Source organism: Methylobacterium sp. UNC378MF (assembly GCF_900103195.1).
In the GTDB taxonomy this organism is placed as follows: domain Bacteria; phylum Pseudomonadota; class Alphaproteobacteria; order Rhizobiales; family Beijerinckiaceae; genus Methylobacterium.
The window spans coordinates 95,654-114,197 of record NZ_FMWU01000013.1; the positions used below are offsets into that span (position 1 = coordinate 95,654).

Below are 18,544 nucleotides of genomic sequence, written 5' to 3' on the forward strand. Positions count from 1 at the left end.
TCCTCCAGGCTCTCTCCGAGGCCTTCGTGGCATGTCCGCATGCCCGGGGGTCATCCGCGACGCTGCGCGAAGAAATCCCGGAGCAACGCCGCCGCCTCGCGTTCGCGGAACCCGCCATAGACCTCCGGCGCGTGGTGACAGGTCGGCTGATCGAAGACGCGGGGCCCGTGCTCCACGCCGCCCCCCTTCGGATCCGCTGCGCCGTAGTACAACCGCCGGATCCGCGCGAAGGAGATCGCCCCCGCGCACATCGGGCACGGCTCCAGGGTGACGTAGAGATCGCAGCCAGTGAGGCGCTCGGAGCCCAGGGCGGCACAGGCCGCGCGGATCGCCAGGATCTCCGCATGCGCCGTCGGGTCGTGCAGCCGCCGCGGCTGATTGTGAGCGATCGCCAACACCTTTCCGTCGCGGACGACTACGGCGCCGACGGGGACCTCGCCGACGGCGGCCGCGGCGCGGGCGGCCTCGAAGGCACGATCCAGCGCAGTCAACGTACCGGGGAGCGCCCCGCCCGCAGAGTCTATCGGATCGACGGCCACGCTGTAGTCAGCCCGCGGACGCCATGGACGCGGAGCGGGCGCCTCGCTTGATCCAAGTCAATGTTACAGCCTGGAACATTCGACCGACCGTGACCGTTTCAGGAACCAGTGCGGCGCCGCCGCAGGCCAGACAAGAGGACAATGCCATGAGCAGCACCACCGACAAGATCAAGGGCGCGGCCAACGAGGCTCTCGGCAAGGCCAAGCAGGGCGTCGGCGACGTGACCGGAAACGACAAGCTGAAGGCCGAGGGCGCCGCCCAGGAACTCAAGGGTAAGGCTCAGGGCACCGTCGGAGATGCCAAGAGCGCGGTAAAGTCCGCGACCGACAAGCTCTGATCACCGAGCACGAGCGGAACGGAACCCGCCTCGCGCGGGTTCCAGACTTGAACCGACCCGTATAACGCGAGGATGCCATGATCGGCTGGGCTGTCACATTTCTCGTCGTCGCTCTCGTAGCGGCGCTTCTCGGGTTCGGCGGCATAGCCGGCACAGCGATGGAGGCGGCCAAGATCGTCTTCTTCGTGGCGATTGCGCTGTTCCTGATCTCTGCGGTCTTCGGCGTGATGCGCGGACGTTCGCCCAGGCTCTGACGGCGCCGCGTTTTATCTCCGTCTTCCACGCTTCCGAGGCGGTCCTGATGGGCCGCCTCTTTGCGTTGGGGCCATCGGCGCGCTTCACGACCCGTCTCGCCTGTGGGAACCGGCTCTGATAAGCGGCAGGCATGAGTGACTTGCCGAACGACGATAAGCCGGAAGGGACCGCCGGTCCGGCCCCGGAAACGACGCGTACCGGAGGCTGGACCCCGCCGACTGATGCGGGGAGCGCCGATACCGAGCGGGAGCCGGGTGCGAAATCCGCCGCGAAGAAGACTGCGCGAAAGTCGCCGCAGACTGAGCCCGATCCGCCGACAGACGAAGAGAATCTGATCGAGACCCCGCCCGGCGAGCGCATCGCGAAGGCGATGGCCCGTGCCGGCGTCGCCTCGCGGCGCGATGCCGAGACGATGATCCTGGCGGGCCGGGTCAGCGTCAACGGTGAGATCCTGACGTCGCCGGCCCTCAACGTCACCGAGAACGACCGGATTCTGATCGACGGCGAGCCTATGCCGTCGCGGGAACGCAGCCGGCTGTGGATTTTCCATAAGCCGCGCGGTCTCGTGACGACGGCCCGGGATCCGGAGGGTCGGCAGACCGTGTTCGACGTGCTTCCCGAGGATCTGCCCCGGGTCGTGGCGGTCGGACGCCTCGACATCAACACCGAGGGGTTGCTGCTCCTCACCAACGACGGTGGCCTCGCCAAGGTCATCGCGCATCCCGATACGGGGTGGCTGCGCCGGTACCGGGTCCGTGCGCACGGCGACACCGACCAGGCGCAGCTCGACAAGCTTGCCAGGGGCGTCACCATCGACGGGATGGAATACGGTCCCGTGGAGGCTACCCTCGACCGGGTCCAGGGCGACAATGTCTGGCTGACGCTCGGTCTCCGCGAAGGCAAGAACCGCGAGGTCAAGCGCATCCTCGAGCATCTCGGGCTCTCGGTGAACCGTCTGATCCGGCTCTCCTTCGGGCCCTTCCAGCTCGGCGACCTGGAGGTCGGCTTGGTGGAGGAGGTGCGCACGCGCGTGCTCAAGGACCAGCTCGGCAAGAGCCTCGCCGAGCAGGCCGGCGTGGATTTCGACAGCCCGGTGCGCGATCCGATCGCGCCTTTCGGCGGCGCCCCTTCGGGGGATCGGGAAGCCCGCGCCACAAAGCAGACTCCGGCCCGTCGCGATGCGGCGCGCCCCGCACCGGCGCCTCGGGTCTCGACAGGCGGCAGCGGTTCCGGGCCTCGGAATTCGACGTGGCGCGATGAGGGTGCCGCGAAACCCCGGGGCACGCGCATACCCCGTCGCGGCGCAGATCCAAGGGCCGCGCAGGCATCTGCGGCGGAACGCGGCCGCGAGCGGGTCGGATCGATCCGCGCCGGCGAGCGACGGGTGGTGGTCGAGCGTCTCGCGGCAACGCCCGCCGAGGCCGCCCCCGCCGAAAGGCCTCGGCGCCGCTTCGCCGACAAGGCTGGCATGGATCGGCCGGAACGGAACTCCGGTCCGCGCGCGGAGCGCGGCGCCGGTGAGCGGCCGCGCCGGGACACGGCGCGTCACGACGGCATGCGCGACGACGCTCGCTTTGATGAGCGCCGCACCGGAAAACCCGGCGATCGCCGCGAGCGTCCGTTCGACTCCGGCTCAGCCCAGGGGGCCTCTCGGAAGCCCGAGGGATTCCGCGGTCAGAGGCCGGCCCCTGCTGGCGGCAAGCCTGCCTTCGGTGGACCCAAAGCCGGCGGCCCACGGCCCGGAGGCGCCCGCCCTGGCGGCAAGCCAGGCGGCTTCGGCGGCAAGGGACCCGGCAGAGGACCCGGAAATGGGCCGGGCGCGGGCGGCGGACGTCCGGGAGGCCGTCCCGGTGCTCCGCGCGGCGGAGCCAAGCCCGGCGGTGGCGGCCGGCCGCCACGCGGCACGCGGTGAGGATCGTCGGCGGCGCGTGGCGGGGCCGCAGGCTCGCCACGCCGCGCACCGACGCCATACGGCCGACATCGGATCGGCTGCGTGAAGCGTTGTTCAACGTGCTGACGCACGCCTATGACGGCGCCGTGACCGGCGCCCGCGTCCTCGACCTGTTCGCCGGCACGGGCGCCCTCGGCTTCGAGGCCCTCTCGCGGGGTGCCACCTACGCGTTGCTCGTCGATGAAGGCGCCGAGGCCCGCGCGGTGATCCGCGCCAACATCGAGGCGCTGGGCGCTGAGGGTGTGACGCGTCTGTTCCGCCGGGACGCAACGCGCCTGGGTCCGGCCGCGACGGCGGGCACCTTCTCGCTGGTCTTCTGCGATCCGCCCTACGGCCGAGACTTGGCGCCCCGAGCCCTGAAGAGCGCCGCCGAGGGTGCGTGGCTCGCTCCGGGAGCCCTCATCGTGGTCGAGGAGACCGAAGCCGTACGCCTCGACTGGCCTGCGGGTTTCGACGAGCTGGAGCGGCGCATCTACGGCGACACGGCGGTGGCGATCGCCCGGTTCGCCGTGTGAGCAGTGGCTAGGGTTGCTCGGCCGGTACCGGAGCCGTCGCGTCCAGGTCGGCGCCGAAATGGATCGCGAGCCAGACGGTCGGGGTGTCGGTCCACTCGACCCGATGCCGGCGGTGCGGCGCGATCAGCACGGCATCGCCGGCGACGAGGCGACGCGGAGCCGTCTCGTCGGCGAATCGCAGTTCGGCCGAACCCGTCAGGATGACGACCCATTCCGCGTGCGGCTGATCGTAATGGAAGCCCGGTGGGCTCGCCTGACCGGTCGAGACGATGCGCTCTACCCGCAGACCCGGACCGGAGACCTGAACCGATACGAGTTCTTCGTCCCCGCGCAGCGGCAGATCGACCAGAAGATTGGTCACGAGCGTCGGGATTTCGGCCATCGTCCCGCCTGACTGACGCGGATGCCGGGTTGGCGGCCGCGAAGCCCTGTATCAGGAATTCCGCGCTGCGCCGGTTGCCTGTGGTGCCGTTTCGTCCGCCGACCGGGACTGGCTGATCCGCGCAGCCGATTTCACGAGCGAGAGCACGTCGCGGCGCATCTGGTCGTCGGCAATCTGATTGTAGGCCCGGAGCAGTTCGACGGCGCCGGAAACGCGCAGCAACGCGGGACCGTTTTCGGTGGTCGCCTCGGGCTCGGGGTCGAAGAAGCTCGAGACCGGCACGCCGAGCCGCTCGGCGATCGCCTGCAGCCGGCCGGCACCGACACGGTTCTTGCCGGTCTCGTATTTCTGGACCTGCTGGAAGCTGACGCCCAGCGCGCTCGCCAGGGCGGACTGACTGAGCCCGTTGGCCGCTCGTAGGAACGCGATGCGGCTGCCGACCCCGTGATCGATGGCTGTCGTCTGCTTCGGCTTGGGGGTTGGGTTGGCCATAGTTGGTAGTCCGGATGTTCTTGCTGTCTGCAGGCTTGCTCGCCCGGATCCGGGGCGCCACTCACAACCGACAGGTGCAACATTGCGCGGCCAAGATCCAGACCTGACATCTGTTAGTGCCACAGGTCAGCCGCGCGTGCAACGAATGGTTACGCTTTCGAAATCTTAGGTCCGGAAGACCGCGGCGCCGGCGGCTCAATGCCCATGCGGGAAACAACTCAAATACCGCGGACGATCAAATAAATGTGATTGCAATCCGCGGGAGCTTCACTTTTGAACACTGCAACACGCTATTGGATTGCCTAACTGAGATTCGCGCCTGCTCCGTCGATCGCTGTGAATGCAGTGCGAAGGCTTGCAGGTCGCCTCGGTCTTCGCAGCCGTTCGGCGGTGGCCTTTTCATGCCGCGGGGCCAAGCCAATCACTGACGATTCGCAACTGGTCGTCGTCCAGAAGGGCGGGCGCATGGCCGCAATCGGGGATCTCGACGCGTCGCGTGGGCGGACCTCGCCGGGTCATTTCGTCGGCGGTCGAGGCGAGAAGCAGTTCCGAATGCTCGCCGCGGAGCAGCAGGACGGGGCATGTGATGGCGTCCCAGTCGCGCCACATGCTGACACTGTAGACCCGCCCGGGCCGGAACGCGTCGCCGATACCGGGATCGTAATGGGGCCGCCAGGCGCCGTTCGGCTCCTGGAAGAAGCTGTACCGGGCGATGTGGCGCCACTGCTCGTCGGTGAGCGGCCCGAAGGCGCCCAGCACCGTACGCAGGCGCGACTCGCCCGAGGCGAGGTTATGGTGGAGGCGTGGCGCGTCGCGCAGGCGCGAGCCGATTTCGCGGATCGGCGCCCAGGGCAGGAACGGACCGATGTCGTTGATGACCATCCGACGGATCGGCGAGCGGGCGGCCGCGGCCAGGACCATGCCGGTCAGGCCACCCAGGGAGGTGCCGACCCAGTCGATCTTCCCGGGAACCCGCAGATGCGCGATGAGCGCCGCCATGTCGGCGGCGTATTGCGGCAGGCCGTAGCGTTCGGGGTCCTTCAACCATCCGCTGAGGCCGCGCCCGGGCAGGTCCGGGCAGATCACCCGGTAACCGAGCTTCGCCAGCCGATAACCGAGCGCGTCGAAATCGCGGCCCTGGCGACTGAGGCCGTGGACGCAGACGACGACGTGCGGGCTGCCCGGATCGCCCCATTCGACGTAGGCAATGCGGTGGAAGTCGTGGGGGGCATAGGCCTGGAAATGGCCGGTCCGGAACGGCACATCCGCGCGGCTCAGAGCATCGAGCCGCGGCATCGTGTCGGGTCCGGCAGCCGGCCCCTCGCCAGCGGTCACGGGGTCTCCGTGCGCGCGGCGGCCTCGCGGGCAAGGCGGCTGGTCGTCTGATGGAGGTCGACCATCTGGTCGGTAAGGCGGCGCGACTGCTCCTGCAGGAACGCGATGTTCAGCGCCGCCACCTCACGGGCGTCGGCCGCCTTGGCGATGCGGTCCGCGAAATCGAGGCCTGCCCGAACATTGGTGTCGGAGGCCACCAGCATCCGATGGCCGATCTCGCGCATCGCCGCCATGGCATGGACGGCGTTGTCCTCGAAGGCGTTGTAGAGCCGCGCGCCGGCCGCGTCCCACTGCTCGCGCATCCTGCGGGCGCCAGCCACGTTGCTGTCGGTCAGCTGGTGCGCGGTCTCGCGGCTGGAGCCCATCACCGAGCGCCAGCCCTCGAAACTTTGTGCAAGCGAAGCCTCGAAGGCGTTGAGCGCCATCTCGCCGGCCTCGGCCAAACGTTCATACGCCTCGCGCGCCCGGGCGACACCGCTCTCGGCCATGGCGCGGCCGGTCTCGTCGGCGACCATCGGCAGGTTGTCGTTGCCCATTATCGTCTCCTGCGGATCGGCCGATCTTACCCGGCCCGGACGGCCCGGGCAGGACCACGGGCATCCGCCAGGGCCGTCGTCCCGTCAACCGCGACGGGTAACAGAATTCGCGCGCGGCCCACACGGTCACGGGACCCGCGATTGACAGGCGCGACGTCCGCGAAATCATCGTCGCGCGGAGCGCACGCCACGCCCGCCGCCCGATCAGAAGGCAGCATGATGACGGAGACCCGTCCGATCCCCACCGAGGCCCGCGATCATCCGTTCGAGGTCGGGCTCGGCCGCCGGCCGGCCAACTACGTCCCCTTGACCCCCGTAAGCCTCCTGGCGCGCGCCGCCGCCGCCGACGGCGCCAGGACGGCGGTGATCGACGGCACCCGGCGTCTCACCTATGCGGAACTCTATGCGCGCTGCCGGCGCCTCGCGGCCGGTCTCGCAGGCCGGGGGATCGGACACCTCGACACCGTGGCGATCCTGTCGCCGAACGTGCCCGAGATGGTCGAGGCGCACTTCGCCGTGCCGATGCTGGGCGCGGTGCTCAACCCGCTCAACACCCGCCTCGACCCCGCAACGATCGCGTTCTCGCTCAGGCACGGCGGCGCCAGGGCGCTCATCGTCGAGGCCGAGTATGCGGCGCTGGCCGCGCGGGCGCTCGGAGACCTCGCAGAGTCCATCCTGGTGGTGGCGATCGGCGACACCGGCATCGACGGTGCCCTGTCCTACGATGCGCTGCTGGCCGAGGGCGATCCGAACTATGCCTGGGCCGGTCCGGAGGACGAGTGGCAGTCGCTCTGCCTGCTCTACACGTCCGGGACGACGGGCGACCCGAAGGGTGCAGTCTACAGCCATCGCGGCGGCTACCTACAGGCGCTCGGGAACGCCGTCACGTTCGGCCTGACCGCCGAGAGCGTGTATCTCTGGACGCTGCCGATGTTCCATTGCAGCGGCTGGTCCTATCCCTGGGCGTGCGTCGCGGCCTGCGCCACGCAGGTCTGCCTGCGCAGGGTCGAGCCGGCGGCGATCTTCCGGCTGATCGCCGAGCACGGGGTGACGCATCTCTGCGGGGCTCCGATCGTCCTGTCGATGATCGCGCATGCGCCGGCGCAGGACCGCGTGCCGCTCCCGCAGCGCGTGCGCTGCGCCGTCGGCGGCGCGGCCCCATCCTCGACGATCATCCGCACCATGGAGGAGCTGGGCTTTCAGGTAACCCACCTCTATGGCGCCACCGAGAGTTACGGACCCGCGACGGTCTGTCTGGCGCAGCCGGACTGGACCGATCTTACCGACACCGAGCGCTACGCACGCATGGCCCGCCAGGGCGTGCCGTTGGCGACGCTCGAGGCGGTGAGCGTGGCTGATCCTGCAACCGACGCGCCGGTGCCGCAGGACGGCACGACGGTCGGGGAGATCCGTCTGCGCGGCAACACGGTGATGAAGGGCTATCTCGGGAACCCGTCCGCCACCGAACAGGCGCTGGCCGGCGGCTGGTACCGGACCGGCGACCTCGCAGTCTGGCACGCCGACGGATCGGTGGAGATCAAGGATCGCGCGAAGGACATCATCATCTCGGGCGGCGAGAACATCTCCAGCCTCGAGGTGGAGGAGGTGCTGATGCGCCACCCGGCGGTGATGCTGGCCGCCGTCGTGGCGCGGCCGGACCCGACCTGGGGCGAGAGCCCCTGCGCGTTCCTGGAGGTGAAGCCCGGCGCGGCCGTGCCGAGCGACCAGGAGCTGATCGCGTTCTGCCGCGAGCACATGGCGCGGTTCAAGGTGCCGAAGACGGTGGTGTTCGGGCCGCTACCGAAGACCTCGACCGGCAAGATCCAGAAATTCGTTCTGCGCGAGCAGGCGCGGGCCCTCTGACGAGCGCCTGCCCGGACAGGGTCAATCCCGGAGCGGTCTCTAGAGGCCGGAGACGAGGTGGCCGCCATCGACCGCGACGACGCTGCCGGTCATGTAGGCGCCGGCCTCCGAGGCGAGGAGCAGGAGCGGTCCATCGAGTTCGGCCGCCTCCCCGAGCCGGCGCTGTGGGATGCGCTTGATCAGCGCCCTGCCGGCGTCGGATTCGAAGAAGGCGTCGTTCAGCTCGGTCTTGATGTAGCCCGGCGCGAGGGCGTTCACCCGGATCCCGTAACGGGCCCATTCGAGCGCCAGGCTCTTTGTGAGCTGCACGACCGCGGCTTTGGAAGCGGCGTAGGGCGCGAGCCCGCCGGTGACCCGCAGCCCCAGGATCGACGCGATGTTGACGATGCTGCCTCCCGTGCCGTGCCGGACCATGCGCCGGCCGGTTGCCTGGGCCACCTGCCAGACGCCCTTGAGATTGGTGTCGAGCACCGCGTCCCACTCGGACTGGTCGAGATCGAGGGCCGGCTTGGTCGCCGTCACGCCGGCATTGTTCACCAGCACAGCCACGGGTCCGAAGTGCGCCTCCGCGGCGTCGAGCGCCCGCTCGATGCTCGCGGCATCGGTGACATCCATGACGACGGCGTGGCCCTCTCCGCCCCGGGACGCAACGCCGACGACGGTTTCGGCGAGGGCGTCGGACCGGCGGGCACCGAGCGACAGGCGCGCACCCGCGCGCGCCAAGGTTTCGGCGAAGTGACGACCCAGGCCGCTCGAAGCGCCAGTGATGAGAATGTGGCGGCCGGCGAGATCGAACGGGCTTGCCATCTCAGCGCTCCGCCGCGGCGGACGGCACCGTGCTCCGTGTCGCCTCGGCGACGCAGCGCGCGTCTGTGATGATGATGTCGGTCATGGCTCTGCGCCTCCCATGCGCGGGCCGTCGATCCCGGACAGCCAATCCCTCGATCGTCACGCCGAGGCTTCAACCCCTGTTGTGAACCGGCTCCGCCCGGTCCGCCAGCCGCATCGGCGGCGCGGTCGTGTCATCGACGTCCGAACAGACGCTCGATGTCGGCGAGCTTCAGCTCGATCGAGGTGGGGCGACCGTGATTGCACTGTCCGGAATTGGGCGTCGCTTCCATCTCGCGCAGGAGGGCGTTCATTTCCTCCGGCCGCAGGCGCCGCCCGGCGCGGATCGAACCGTGGCAGCTCATGCGCGACAGGACAGCGTCGAGGCGGCGCCCGAGCGGGCCGCCCTCCGCGGCCGGTGCGCCGCCCTCCTCGTCGCCGCTGGCCTCCAGGGCATCGAGGATATCGGTGACGAGATGGCGCGTCGAGGCGCCGATCAGCGCGGCCGGCACCTCGCGCACCAGCACCGCCCCCGGTCCGAAGGCCTCGATGGCGAGCCCGAGCCGGTCGAGGTCCGGAGCGGCCGCGACGAGCCGGTCGGCTTCCTCCGGGCTCATCTCGACGACGTCGGGGATCAGGAGTCCCTGGCGGGCGATGCCGCCCGCTTCCCGCTCGGCCTTCATCCGCTCGTAGACGAGGCGCTCATGGGCAGCGTGCTGATCGACGATCACGAGCCCGTCGCGGGTCTGAGCGAGGATGTAGGTCTCATGGATCTGCGTGCGTGCGGCACCGAGGGGATGATCGAGAGCTTCCGCCGCCTCACCGGCCCTGCGGGTATCCGCCTGCGGCGGGGCGACCGCCTCGGCGGGCTCGGATCCCGCATACACGGCCTGCGCGGCCTCGCCGAGGCCGGCGGCGTCCGCCCAGGCCTGTTGCGGTGTCGGATGCCACGCGGCCGGCTGACGATAACCCGGCGGTGCCGCCACCGAGGGCGCGCCGGCCGGAAACAGGCTCGGACGCGTCGGCCGGAACAGGCTCGGCGTTGCTGCGCCGCTATGGGTCGCGAGCACGGGCCCCGCCGGTCGCAGCGCGTCGAGGGTCCGGGCTGCGCCAGTGGTGGCCGAGCGGGCGCCGCCCCGGCGCAGGGCATCGTGGATAGCGCTCACCACCAGGGCCCGCACGAGACCAGGCTCACGGAAGCGCACCTCGGTCTTGGCCGGGTGGACGTTGACGTCGACCAGTTCGGGATCGCAGGCGATGGCGAGGCCGAGCACCGGATGCCGGTCGGAGGCCAGGGTGTCGGCGTAGGCGCCGCGAATGGCCCCGAGCAGAAGCCGATCGCGCACCGGGCGCCCGTTGACCGCGAGGTGAATATGGGTCGCCGCGCCGCGATGATAGGTCGGCAAGCCGACATGACCGGTGACCGCGAAGCCCTCTCGCGCCAGGGAGATCGGGAGGGCATTGGCGAGGAAGTCCTGTCCCAGCACCGCCGCGAGCCGGCGCAGTTCCGCTTCGGCCCCGGATTCAGCCGGCAGAACCAGCGGTTGACCGGCATCGGCCCGCAAGGTGAACCGGATTCCGGGCTGCGTCGCGGCGAGCCGGCGCAGGGTTTCGGCGACGGCGGTGTTCTCGGCCCGGTCCGATTTCAGGAACTTGAGCCGCGCCGGTGTCGCGGCGAAGAGTTCGGTCACCTCGATCCGGGTACCGCGCTGCGCCGGTGCCGGTCGGACCTGACCCTTCAGGCCTGCCTCGACCGTCAGACTCGCGCCGGCCTCGGCCTCCGGAGTCCGGGTGACGATGGCGAGCCGCGACACAGCGCCGATCGACGGCAGGGCCTCGCCGCGGAAGCCGAGGGTGGCGATCGCCGTGAGGTCGCCGCCTGGAAGCTTGGAGGTGGCATGCCGCTCGACCGCGAGGTCGAGGTCCTCCGGCGTCATGCCGCGGCCGTCATCGACAACGCGGATCAGCCGGCGCCCGCCGGCCTCGACGGTGACCTCGATGGTCCGGGCCCCGGCATCGATGGCGTTCTCGACGAGTTCCTTCACGGCCGAGGCCGGTCGCTCGACCACTTCGCCCGCGGCGATGCGATCAACCAGTACAGGCTCGAGGCGGCGGACGGACGGCGCGGATAAAGGGCAGGACACGGAGGCGGACATCGTTCCGAAGAATAGTCCCTGCGCGGCGGCGATCCAATCGCGCCGCGCGGTCCGTCAGGCGCGACGCCGCGATCCGCCGAGGGAAATCCGTCCGACGGCGCCCCGTGTCGGGTGGCTCGCCAGCGCCTGAGGTCGGCGGGACAGGTCGTAGAGGACGGTCCCGACGAGGCCCGCCGTCCGCCGGAGGGTGACGCCGTCGCAGGTCGCCGCGACCCGCACGCCGATCGCGTGGGTGTGGCTGCGGCCGTAGAGCCAGACCGCGAGGCGCGCCCGCGTCGCCTCGGGGATGCCATCCAGGAGGAACGTAGCGCCCTCCGGATCGGCCTTGATCAGGCGGCCGACGACATCCGGCGCCACCGGGCAGTCCAGGGCGGGATCGTCGATGCTGAGCGTCTGGTCCTGCGTCATGGCGGCCTCTCCCAGCGTGAGGCCGTCAGGGTGGGCGGAGATGGTTAACGAAAGCTCACCGTATCCGGCTGGACTTCATTCGCCGCCGAATAGGGCGGCGGTCGCGTTGCCGCAGAGCCACGCGATGCCTTCGTGGCGATCCGCGCCCGCAAGCGCGTCCCGATCGGGCAAAAGCGAATGGGTCACGAAGCCTGAAACGGTGTCGGCGCAGTCGGCGCGCCTGCGTGCCGCCCACCGCAGATCGCGCGCCCGCCTAGAGCGGTCTGCGGATCAGCTTGGCGATGAGGCCGACGATGCCCTCGCGGAACAGCAGCACGCACAGCACGAAGACGCAACCCTGGATGATCGTCACCCAGGCACCGAACTGCGCGAGGTAGGTCTCCATGGTGACGATCACCAGCGCGCCAACGATCGGCCCGAACACCGTTCCCATGCCGCCTACCAGCGTCATCAGCACCACCTCGCCCGACATCGACCAGTGGACGTCGGTCAGCGACGCGAGCTGGAACACGATCGCCTTGGTGGAGCCGGCGAGCCCGGCCAGCGTCGCCGAGAGTACGAACACCGCGAGCTTGTATTGATTTGCCCGATAGCCCAGCGAGATCGCCCTCGGCTCGTTGTCGCGGATCGCCTTCAGCACCTGCCCGAAGGGCGAGTGGATGATCCGGTAGATCAGCAGCATGCCGGCCATGAACACCACGGCGACGACCGCGTACATCGCCCGGTCGTCCGCAAGGCTGAACATGCCGAACAGGGCGCCGCGGGGGACAGCCTGGATCCCGTCCTCGCCGCCGGTGAACTTCGCCTGCAGGGAGAAGAAGAACACCATCTGGGCGAGCGCCAGGGTGATCATCGAGAAGTAAATCCCCTGACGGCGGATCGCCAGCGCGCCGAAGACCAGCCCCAGAAGCGCGGCCGTGACCGTCCCGGAGAGGATCGCGAGCTCGGGTGTGAAACCCAAGCTCTTGGCCGTGTAGGCGCAGAGGTAGCTCGCCATGCCGAAATAGGCGGCGTGGCCGAAGGAGAGCAGGCCGCCGTAGCCGAGCAGAAGGTTGAAGGCGAGCGCGAACAGCGCGAAGCACAGCACCTTCATCAGGTAGACGGGGTAGAGGACCAGCGGCGCCGCGATCAGCAGCACGGCAATGCCGACGAAGATCAGGCGGTGGAGCGCCTTGTCGTCCCGGGTCGTCGGCAAAGCGGCGGCGATCGGGGCGGCGTCGAGGGCGGCGGTGTCGGCCATGTGTGAGCCTCAGTTCGCGGTCAGGCCGTGCGCCCGAACAGGCCGGCGGGTTTGACGAGCAGCACCAGCACCATGATCACGAAGATCACGGTGGCCGAGGCCTCCGGATAGAACACCTTGGTCAGCCCCTCGACGAGGCCCAGGGCGAAGCCCGTGATCACCGAGCCGATGATCGAGCCCATGCCGCCGATCACCACCACGGCGAAGACCACGATGATGATGTCGGCGCCCATATTGGGGTTCACCGAGTAGATCGGGGCGGCCAGCACCCCTGCAAAGCCAGCGAGCGCCACGCCGAACCCGTAGGTCAGCGTCAGGAACAGCGGCACGTTCACGCCGAAGGCCTGGACCAGGGTCGGGTTCTCGGTAGCGGCCCGGAGATAGGCGCCGAGCTTGGTCTTCTCGATGACCAGCCAGGTGGCGATGCAGACGGTCAGCGAGGCGACCACCACCCAGGCCCGGTAGTTCGGCAGGAACATGAAGGGCAGGCGCTGGCCGCCGGACAGCTCGGCCGGGATCGCGTAGGGCAAACCCGAGACGCCGTACTGGTTGCGGAAGAGGCCCTGGATGATCAGCGCCAACCCGAAGGTCAGCAGCAACCCGTAGAGGTGGTCGAGCTTGTAGAGCCGGGCGATGAGCACCCGCTCCAGCACGATGCCGAAGGCACCCACCACGAGCGGCGCGAGGCCCAGCGCCCACCAGTAGCCGAGGCCGAAATAGGTGAGCAGCATCCAGGCCACGAACGCGCCCATCATGTAGAGCGCGCCGTGGGCGAAGTTGATGATGTTCAGGAGCCCGAAGATGATCGCGAGCCCGAGCGACAGGATCGCGTAGAACGACCCGTTGATCAGGCCGAGCAGCAGCTGTCCGAACAGAGCCTGCGTCGGCACACCGAAGATCGTGGTCATGGCCGTTCTCCGCGCCCCGATCGCATGCTCAGCCTTTCACGAGGGGGCAATTGCCCTCGTTGAGCGGGCGGAAGACCTGATCGCCGGGGATGGTCTCGAGCTTCTTGTAGAGGTCCCACTCGCCCTTCGACTCGGCGGGCTTCTTGACCTCGAACAGGTACATGTCGTGGATCTTGCGACCGTCGGCGCGGATCACGCCCTTGCCGAACAGCGGATCGTCAGTCGGCATCGCCTTCATCTTGGCGACCGTAGCAGCGCCATCCGCCGTTGACTTCAGCTCGGCTACCGCCTTCAGGTAGTGGAGTACGTCGGAATAGACGCCGGCATGGTTGGCGGTGGGCTTCGAACCGCCCTTCATCTGCTTGGCGAACCGGTCCGAGAAGGCACGGGTCTGGTCGTTCAGGTCCCAATAGAACGGCTCGGTGAGCACGAGGCCCTGCGCGACCTTGGTGCCGAGCGAGTGGACGTCCGAGGAGAAGACCAGGAGGCCGGCGAGCGCCTGCCCGCCCTCGGTGATGCCGAATTCGCCCGCCTGCTTGATCGAGTTGATCGTGTCGGTGCCGGCATTGGCAAGCCCGATCACCTTGGCGCCCGACCCCTGCGCCTGCAGCAGGAAGGACGAGAAATCCGAGGTCGGGAACGGGGTCTTGACCGAACCCACAACCTTGCCGCCATTCTTGGCAATGACCGCGCTGGTGTCGCGCTGGAGCGTCTGACCGAAGACGTAGTCGGCGGTGAGGAAGAACCACGTGTTGCCGCCGCGCTTCACCATGGCGCCGCCGGTACCGTTGGCGAGCGCCACCGTGTCGTAGACCCAGTGGATCGTGTTCGGCGTGCATTGCGGGCCGGTCAGATCAGCCGTGCCGGCGCCGGTATCAACGAAGACCTTGTTCTTCTCCTTGGTGACCTGGCTGATGGCGAGCGCCACCGAGGAGGTCACGCCGTCGGTGATCATGTCGACGGCGTCGCGGTCGTACCACTGCCGGGCGATGGCAGCGCCGACATCCGGCTTGTTCTGGTGGTCGGCGGAGACGATCTCGACCTTCAGCCCGTGCTGTTCCGGCTTGAAATCCTCGACCGCGAGCTTGGCGGCCACCACCGAGCCCTCGCCGCTGATGTCTGAATAGGCGCCCGAGCGGTCGCCGAGGATGCCGATCTTCACGTTCGTCTGGGCCGCTGCGGTGCCCATCGTCAGGGCTCCAGCGAGGGCGGCGAGGGTCACAGGCCGGGCGATACGTCCGAACATGTTCGTTTCCATCCTTGAACTTATGCACCCATTCGCGCCGGCCCGGTATTCGGACTGACGGGGGAGTTATTGAAACGTATTACGTTGCCGTATTATCAAGCAGATAACCGTCACCGTCATTTCGGGGCCGCGCAGCGGAGCCCGGGATCCAGAGCCGCCGCCGGATATGTTCGTTGCGCGACACTCCGAGCCCGCGGTTTTTCTGGATTCCGGGCTCTCGCCTGCGGCAAGCCCCGGAATGACGGCGTCCCCATCGACCGTGATCCGCTGTTTGAACAGATCTCGGTCATCTCGTTAGACGCCGAGATAGGCGTGCAGCTTGTCGATATTGGCGTCAAGCTCGGCATTGGGGATCATGTCGACCACCCGCCCCTGCTCGATCACAAAATGCCGGTCCGCCAAGGTCTGGGCGAAGCGGAAGTTCTGCTCCACCAACACGATGGTGTAGCCCTGTGTCTTCAATTGCTGGATGGTCCGGCCGATCTGCTGGACGATAACCGGTGCAAGACCTTCGGTCGGCTCGTCGAGGAGGATCAGCTTGGCGCCGGTCCGCAGGATGCGCCCGATCGCCAGCATCTGCTGCTCGCCGCCGGAGAGCTTGGTGCCCTGGCTGCCAGCGCGCTCCTTCAGGTTTGGGAAGAGCTGGTGAATCTCCGCCACCGACATGCCCCCCGGCTTCACCCGCGGCGGCAGCATCAGGTTCTCGTGGACCGTGAGGCTCGCGAAGATGCCGCGCTCCTCCGGCACATAGCCGAGCCCGAGGCGGGCGATGTTGCGCGAGGCCATGCGGATGGTCTCGACGCCCTCATAGACGACCGAGCCGGCGCGCTTGCCGAGGATGCCGATGATCGCCCGAAGCGTCGTGGTCTTGCCCGCGCCGTTGCGCCCGAGCAGCGTGATCACCTCGCCCGCCCGGACATCGATGTCGATGCCGTGGAGGACGTGGCTCTCGCCGTACCAGCCCTCCAATCCGCGGACCGTGAGGAGCGAGCCGGTTGCGGCGGCCGGCACGACCGTCTTCAGCGCCGCCTCAGGCATGTCCCGCCCCGATATACGCTTCGACCACGCGCGGATCCTTCGAGACGGTGGCGTAATCGCCCTCCGCCAGCACCTGCCCGCGGGCCAGGACGGTGATGCGGTCTGACAGGGAGGCGACCACCGAGAGGTTGTGTTCGACCATCAGGATGGTTCGGTCCTTCGAGACCCGCCGGATGAGGGCCGCAGTCCGGTCCACATCCTCGTGGCCCATGCCGGCCATCGGCTCGTCGAGGAGCAGCATCTCGGGATCGAGGGCGAGCGTCGTGGCGATCTCCAGCGCGCGCTTGCGACCGTAGGAGAGTTCGACCGCCAGCACGTCGGCGAAGTCCGAGAGTCCCACCGCCTCGACCAGCGCGAGGGCCTCGCCGTTCAGCGCCCGCAGGACCCGCTCGGGCCGCCAGAAGTCGAAGGAATCGCCCCGGAGCCGCCTTTGCAGGGCGATGCGGACATTCTCCATCACGGTGAGGTGAGGAAACACGGCCGAAATCTGGAAGGAGCGCACGAGGCCGAGCCGCGCGACATCCGCCGCCTTCAGCCCGGTGATGTCGCGATCTTTGTAACGGATCGTCCCGGCAGTCGGGATCAGGAATTTGGTCAGGAGATTGAAGCAGGTGGTCTTGCCGGCGCCGTTCGGTCCGATGAGCGCGTGAATCGTGCCGCGCTCCACCTGCAACGCCACGCCGTTGACGGCCCGGAATCCGCGGAATTCCATTGTCAGGCCATCGGTCGCCAGGATTACATCCCGTGCCAAGCGTGTCCCTCCCGGGTTTGATTTCTTGCCGCCATATCGCCGATCCGCGGCAGCACAGTCCATCGCTAACGCTCGCGGCGACGCGACAATCCCCCGGGAGTGATATCAGTCGGCGGCGGTGTCACGCCGACCGCTGAACCGAACTTGACCGCTCGGCAGAGCGCCCTTAACGCAGACAAATCCGGACGCCGCTACGTTCGAGGAGGCACCGCATGGTCGGTCGAGCGGCCTATCTCGCCGTCGACTGGGGTACGACGAATCGCCGGGCTTTCGCCATGTCGGCCGAGGGCGCGGTGCTGGACAGCCTGCAGGACGAACAGGGCGTGCTCGCCCTCGAGCCCGGCGACTATCCTGCAGCAATCGCGTCTCTGCGCGCGCGGCTCGGTGCCAACCCGGTCATCGCCGTCGGGATGGTGGGTTCGAACCGGGGCTGGCAGGCGGCGCCCTACGTGGCCGCGCCGGCGACCCTCGCTGCCCTGGCGCAGGCCTGTATCGCGCCGGCTCCGGACGTATGGATCGTCCCCGGCGTCGCCCTGCGGCACGGGAAGCGTCCCGATGTGATGCGGGGCGAGGAGATCCAGGTCTTCGGCGCGATCGGCGCGGGTGCCGCGCCGCCGACGGCGTTGTTCTGTCAGCCGGGCACACACAACAAGTGGATCGAGACGGTCGACGGCGCCATCACGGATTTCACCACCGTGATGACCGGTGAAATCTTCGCCCTCCTGCGGGCGCAGGGCATCCTGGCCGGTATGCTCGACGGGGTCGTGGCGGATGGAGCCGCCTTCCGCAAGGGGGTCCGGCGCGGAATCACATCCCGGAATCTCGCCGCCACCCTGTTCGAGGTCCGCTCCGGGCTCCTCCTCGATCGTCTCGCCGCCGCCGAGGCAGCTTCGTATGCCAGCGGCATCCTGATCGGCGCCGATATCGGCACCCGGGACGACCTTCAGCGCCGCCCGGTTCATCTGCTCGGCGGCGGCCCGCTGGCCGCGCTCTACGCCGTTGCCATCACCGAAGCAGGCGGGGATCCGGTGATCGTGCCGGACGGTTCAACCACAGCCGGTATCCACGCCATCTGGAGTCTGCGGGCATGACCATCCTCGACCGGTTCGAGGCGGCCTTCGCGGCCTGCCCGCTCGTCGCGATCCTGCGTGGGCTGACGCCGGACGAGGCGCCGGCCATCGGCGAAGCCCTGGCCGGCGCCGGATTCACCCTCATCGAAGTACCCCTGAATTCGCCCGATCCGCTGCAGAGCATTGCGGTGCTCGCCGAGCGCCTCTCCGGGCGGGCCCTGGTCGGCGCCGGCACCGTTCTGACCGCGCGGCAGGTCGGCGACGTTGCGGCAGCCGGGGGGGCCCTCGTCGTGTCGCCGAACGCTGATCCGGCCGTGATCGGTGCGACCGTCACCGCCGGACTCGCCTCTCTGCCGGGCTATCAGACGCCAACGGAAGCCTTCACGGCCCTGGCGGCGGGCGCGACCGCGCTCAAGCTGTTCCCCGCGGACGTCGCAACGCCCCTGGCGCTCAAGGCTCACCGTGCGATTCTGCCGCCGGGCACGCGGGTTCTGGCGGTCGGCGGAGTCGTGCCCGAAACGATCGCAAGCTGGCGGCAGGCGGGCGCCGACGGCTTCGGCCTCGGATCCAACCTCTACCGCCCCGGCAAGCCGGCCGCCGACGTCGCGCGCGATGCAGCGGCCTACGTGACGGCGTTCCAGCGAGCCGCCTAGCGCGGCATGCTCGGCGTCCCGCCCGCTTGGACCGGAGCGG

General features: G+C 69.0%; 20 protein-coding genes. 7 read left to right on the plus strand and 13 right to left on the minus strand.

Annotated elements, in window-relative coordinates; translation table 11 throughout:
• Nucleotides 1-50 precede the first annotated feature (50 nt).
• Nucleotides 51-491 (minus strand): nucleoside deaminase, encoded by a 441-nt coding sequence (locus tag BLT59_RS15210; protein WP_244514000.1) that lies wholly within the window; start codon nucleotides 489-491, stop codon nucleotides 51-53.
• A gap of 194 nt (nucleotides 492-685) precedes the next feature.
• Here BLT59_RS15210 and BLT59_RS15215 point away from each other — a divergent pair, with 194 nt between their 5' ends.
• The 4 genes from BLT59_RS15215 to rsmD all read left to right on the plus strand — a co-directional run bounded on the left by BLT59_RS15215 (nucleotide 686) and on the right by rsmD (nucleotide 3,598).
• Entirely contained in the window at nucleotides 686-877 is a 192-nt protein-coding gene (locus BLT59_RS15215) for a CsbD family protein (RefSeq protein WP_091781611.1), read from the plus strand.
• 77 nt (nucleotides 878-954) lie between these two features.
• A complete protein-coding gene (locus BLT59_RS15220) occupies nucleotides 955-1,131 on the plus strand; it encodes a DUF1328 domain-containing protein (protein ID WP_012317097.1) in 177 nt (58 codons plus the stop codon).
• Between the two features lie 131 nt (nucleotides 1,132-1,262).
• Nucleotides 1,263-3,044, plus strand: a complete 1,782-nt coding sequence (locus BLT59_RS15225; RefSeq protein WP_091781614.1) for a pseudouridine synthase — start codon at nucleotides 1,263-1,265, stop codon at nucleotides 3,042-3,044.
• The gene (rsmD, locus tag BLT59_RS15230; RefSeq protein ID WP_091781617.1) at nucleotides 3,041-3,598 is read left to right on the plus strand and encodes a 16S rRNA (guanine(966)-N(2))-methyltransferase RsmD; all 558 of its coding nucleotides are present in this window, start codon (nucleotides 3,041-3,043) and stop codon (nucleotides 3,596-3,598) included. The genes BLT59_RS15225 and rsmD overlap by 4 nt, the downstream gene beginning before the upstream one ends.
• Before the next feature lie 7 nt (nucleotides 3,599-3,605).
• Here rsmD and BLT59_RS15235 read toward each other — a convergent pair whose 3' ends face one another.
• The 4 genes from BLT59_RS15235 to BLT59_RS15250 form a co-directional block, all read right to left on the minus strand.
• Nucleotides 3,606-3,980 carry a cupin domain-containing protein gene (locus BLT59_RS15235; protein ID WP_091781619.1) on the minus strand — a complete coding sequence of 125 codons (375 nt, stop codon included), beginning with the start codon at nucleotides 3,978-3,980 and terminating at the stop codon, nucleotides 3,606-3,608.
• Nucleotides 3,981-4,031: 51 nt separating this feature from the next.
• Nucleotides 4,032-4,472 (minus strand): helix-turn-helix domain-containing protein, encoded by a 441-nt coding sequence (locus tag BLT59_RS15240; protein ID WP_091781622.1) that lies wholly within the window; start codon nucleotides 4,470-4,472, stop codon nucleotides 4,032-4,034.
• A gap of 399 nt (nucleotides 4,473-4,871) precedes the next feature.
• A complete protein-coding gene (locus BLT59_RS15245) occupies nucleotides 4,872-5,807 on the minus strand; it encodes an alpha/beta fold hydrolase (RefSeq protein WP_244514001.1) in 936 nt (311 codons plus the stop codon).
• Complete coding sequence (locus BLT59_RS15250) at nucleotides 5,804-6,343, minus strand: phasin family protein (RefSeq protein ID WP_091781628.1); 540 nt, start codon at nucleotides 6,341-6,343, stop codon at nucleotides 5,804-5,806. Before BLT59_RS15250 ends, BLT59_RS15245 begins: the two co-directional genes overlap by 4 nt.
• Before the next feature lie 219 nt (nucleotides 6,344-6,562).
• Between BLT59_RS15250 and BLT59_RS15255 the strand changes: the two genes are divergently transcribed.
• Nucleotides 6,563-8,206 carry an AMP-binding protein gene (locus tag BLT59_RS15255; RefSeq protein WP_091781867.1) on the plus strand — a complete coding sequence of 548 codons (1,644 nt, stop codon included), beginning with the start codon at nucleotides 6,563-6,565 and terminating at the stop codon, nucleotides 8,204-8,206.
• 39 nt (nucleotides 8,207-8,245) lie between these two features.
• On the opposite strand, the gene BLT59_RS15260 is transcribed toward BLT59_RS15255, so the two are convergent.
• The 8 genes from BLT59_RS15260 to BLT59_RS15295 all read right to left on the minus strand — a co-directional run bounded on the left by BLT59_RS15260 (nucleotide 8,246) and on the right by BLT59_RS15295 (nucleotide 16,781).
• The gene (locus BLT59_RS15260; RefSeq protein ID WP_091781632.1) at nucleotides 8,246-9,013 is read right to left on the minus strand and encodes an SDR family NAD(P)-dependent oxidoreductase; all 768 of its coding nucleotides are present in this window, start codon (nucleotides 9,011-9,013) and stop codon (nucleotides 8,246-8,248) included.
• 215 nt (nucleotides 9,014-9,228) lie between these two features.
• Nucleotides 9,229-11,190 carry a DNA mismatch repair endonuclease MutL gene (gene mutL, locus BLT59_RS15265; RefSeq protein WP_091781635.1) on the minus strand — a complete coding sequence of 654 codons (1,962 nt, stop codon included), beginning with the start codon at nucleotides 11,188-11,190 and terminating at the stop codon, nucleotides 9,229-9,231.
• Between the two features lie 54 nt (nucleotides 11,191-11,244).
• A complete protein-coding gene (locus BLT59_RS15270) occupies nucleotides 11,245-11,598 on the minus strand; it encodes a hypothetical protein (RefSeq protein WP_091781639.1) in 354 nt (117 codons plus the stop codon).
• Between the two features lie 253 nt (nucleotides 11,599-11,851).
• The gene (locus BLT59_RS15275; protein WP_091781642.1) at nucleotides 11,852-12,838 is read right to left on the minus strand and encodes a branched-chain amino acid ABC transporter permease; all 987 of its coding nucleotides are present in this window, start codon (nucleotides 12,836-12,838) and stop codon (nucleotides 11,852-11,854) included.
• Between the two features lie 20 nt (nucleotides 12,839-12,858).
• A complete protein-coding gene (locus BLT59_RS15280; RefSeq protein ID WP_091781645.1) occupies nucleotides 12,859-13,746 on the minus strand; it encodes a branched-chain amino acid ABC transporter permease in 888 nt (295 codons plus the stop codon).
• A gap of 28 nt (nucleotides 13,747-13,774) precedes the next feature.
• The gene (locus BLT59_RS15285) at nucleotides 13,775-14,992 is read right to left on the minus strand and encodes an ABC transporter substrate-binding protein (RefSeq protein WP_091781647.1); all 1,218 of its coding nucleotides are present in this window, start codon (nucleotides 14,990-14,992) and stop codon (nucleotides 13,775-13,777) included.
• Between the two features lie 294 nt (nucleotides 14,993-15,286).
• A complete protein-coding gene (locus tag BLT59_RS15290; protein WP_091781651.1) occupies nucleotides 15,287-16,030 on the minus strand; it encodes an ABC transporter ATP-binding protein in 744 nt (247 codons plus the stop codon).
• Entirely contained in the window at nucleotides 16,023-16,781 is a 759-nt protein-coding gene (locus BLT59_RS15295) for an ABC transporter ATP-binding protein (RefSeq protein ID WP_091781654.1), read from the minus strand. Before BLT59_RS15295 ends, BLT59_RS15290 begins: the two co-directional genes overlap by 8 nt.
• 212 nt (nucleotides 16,782-16,993) lie before the next feature.
• Here BLT59_RS15295 and BLT59_RS15300 point away from each other — a divergent pair, with 212 nt between their 5' ends.
• The gene (locus BLT59_RS15300) at nucleotides 16,994-17,872 is read left to right on the plus strand and encodes a 2-dehydro-3-deoxygalactonokinase (protein ID WP_091781657.1); all 879 of its coding nucleotides are present in this window, start codon (nucleotides 16,994-16,996) and stop codon (nucleotides 17,870-17,872) included.
• Nucleotides 17,869-18,504, plus strand: coding sequence for a 2-dehydro-3-deoxy-6-phosphogalactonate aldolase (locus BLT59_RS15305; RefSeq protein WP_091781660.1), 636 nt, complete (start codon nucleotides 17,869-17,871; stop codon nucleotides 18,502-18,504). The genes BLT59_RS15300 and BLT59_RS15305 overlap by 4 nt, the downstream gene beginning before the upstream one ends.
• Nucleotides 18,505-18,544 lie beyond the last annotated feature (40 nt).

Excerpts from the sequence above, each read along its gene's own strand:
- mutL (WP_091781635.1), bottom strand. The coding sequence starts at position 11,190 with ATGTCCGCCTCCGTGTCCTGCCCTTTATCCGCGCCGTCCGTCCGCCGC.
- BLT59_RS15255 (WP_091781867.1), top strand. The coding sequence starts at position 6,563 with ATGACGGAGACCCGTCCGATCCCCACCGAGGCCCGCGATCATCCGTTC.
- BLT59_RS15305 (WP_091781660.1), top strand. The coding sequence starts at position 17,869 with ATGACCATCCTCGACCGGTTCGAGGCGGCCTTCGCGGCCTGCCCGCTC.
- BLT59_RS15270 (WP_091781639.1), bottom strand. The coding sequence starts at position 11,598 with ATGACGCAGGACCAGACGCTCAGCATCGACGATCCCGCCCTGGACTGC.
- BLT59_RS15260 (WP_091781632.1), bottom strand. The coding sequence starts at position 9,013 with ATGGCAAGCCCGTTCGATCTCGCCGGCCGCCACATTCTCATCACTGGC.
- BLT59_RS15250 (WP_091781628.1), bottom strand. The coding sequence starts at position 6,343 with ATGGGCAACGACAACCTGCCGATGGTCGCCGACGAGACCGGCCGCGCC.
- BLT59_RS15290 (WP_091781651.1), bottom strand. The coding sequence starts at position 16,030 with ATGCCTGAGGCGGCGCTGAAGACGGTCGTGCCGGCCGCCGCAACCGGC.
- BLT59_RS15275 (WP_091781642.1), bottom strand. The coding sequence starts at position 12,838 with ATGGCCGACACCGCCGCCCTCGACGCCGCCCCGATCGCCGCCGCTTTG.
- BLT59_RS15280 (WP_091781645.1), bottom strand. The coding sequence starts at position 13,746 with ATGACCACGATCTTCGGTGTGCCGACGCAGGCTCTGTTCGGACAGCTG.
- BLT59_RS15300 (WP_091781657.1), top strand. The coding sequence starts at position 16,994 with ATGGTCGGTCGAGCGGCCTATCTCGCCGTCGACTGGGGTACGACGAAT.
- BLT59_RS15285 (WP_091781647.1), bottom strand. The coding sequence starts at position 14,992 with ATGTTCGGACGTATCGCCCGGCCTGTGACCCTCGCCGCCCTCGCTGGA.
- BLT59_RS15220 (WP_012317097.1), top strand. The coding sequence starts at position 955 with ATGATCGGCTGGGCTGTCACATTTCTCGTCGTCGCTCTCGTAGCGGCG.
- BLT59_RS15240 (WP_091781622.1), bottom strand. The coding sequence starts at position 4,472 with ATGGCCAACCCAACCCCCAAGCCGAAGCAGACGACAGCCATCGATCAC.
- BLT59_RS15235 (WP_091781619.1), bottom strand. The coding sequence starts at position 3,980 with ATGGCCGAAATCCCGACGCTCGTGACCAATCTTCTGGTCGATCTGCCG.
- BLT59_RS15215 (WP_091781611.1), top strand. The coding sequence starts at position 686 with ATGAGCAGCACCACCGACAAGATCAAGGGCGCGGCCAACGAGGCTCTC.
- BLT59_RS15225 (WP_091781614.1), top strand. The coding sequence starts at position 1,263 with ATGAGTGACTTGCCGAACGACGATAAGCCGGAAGGGACCGCCGGTCCG.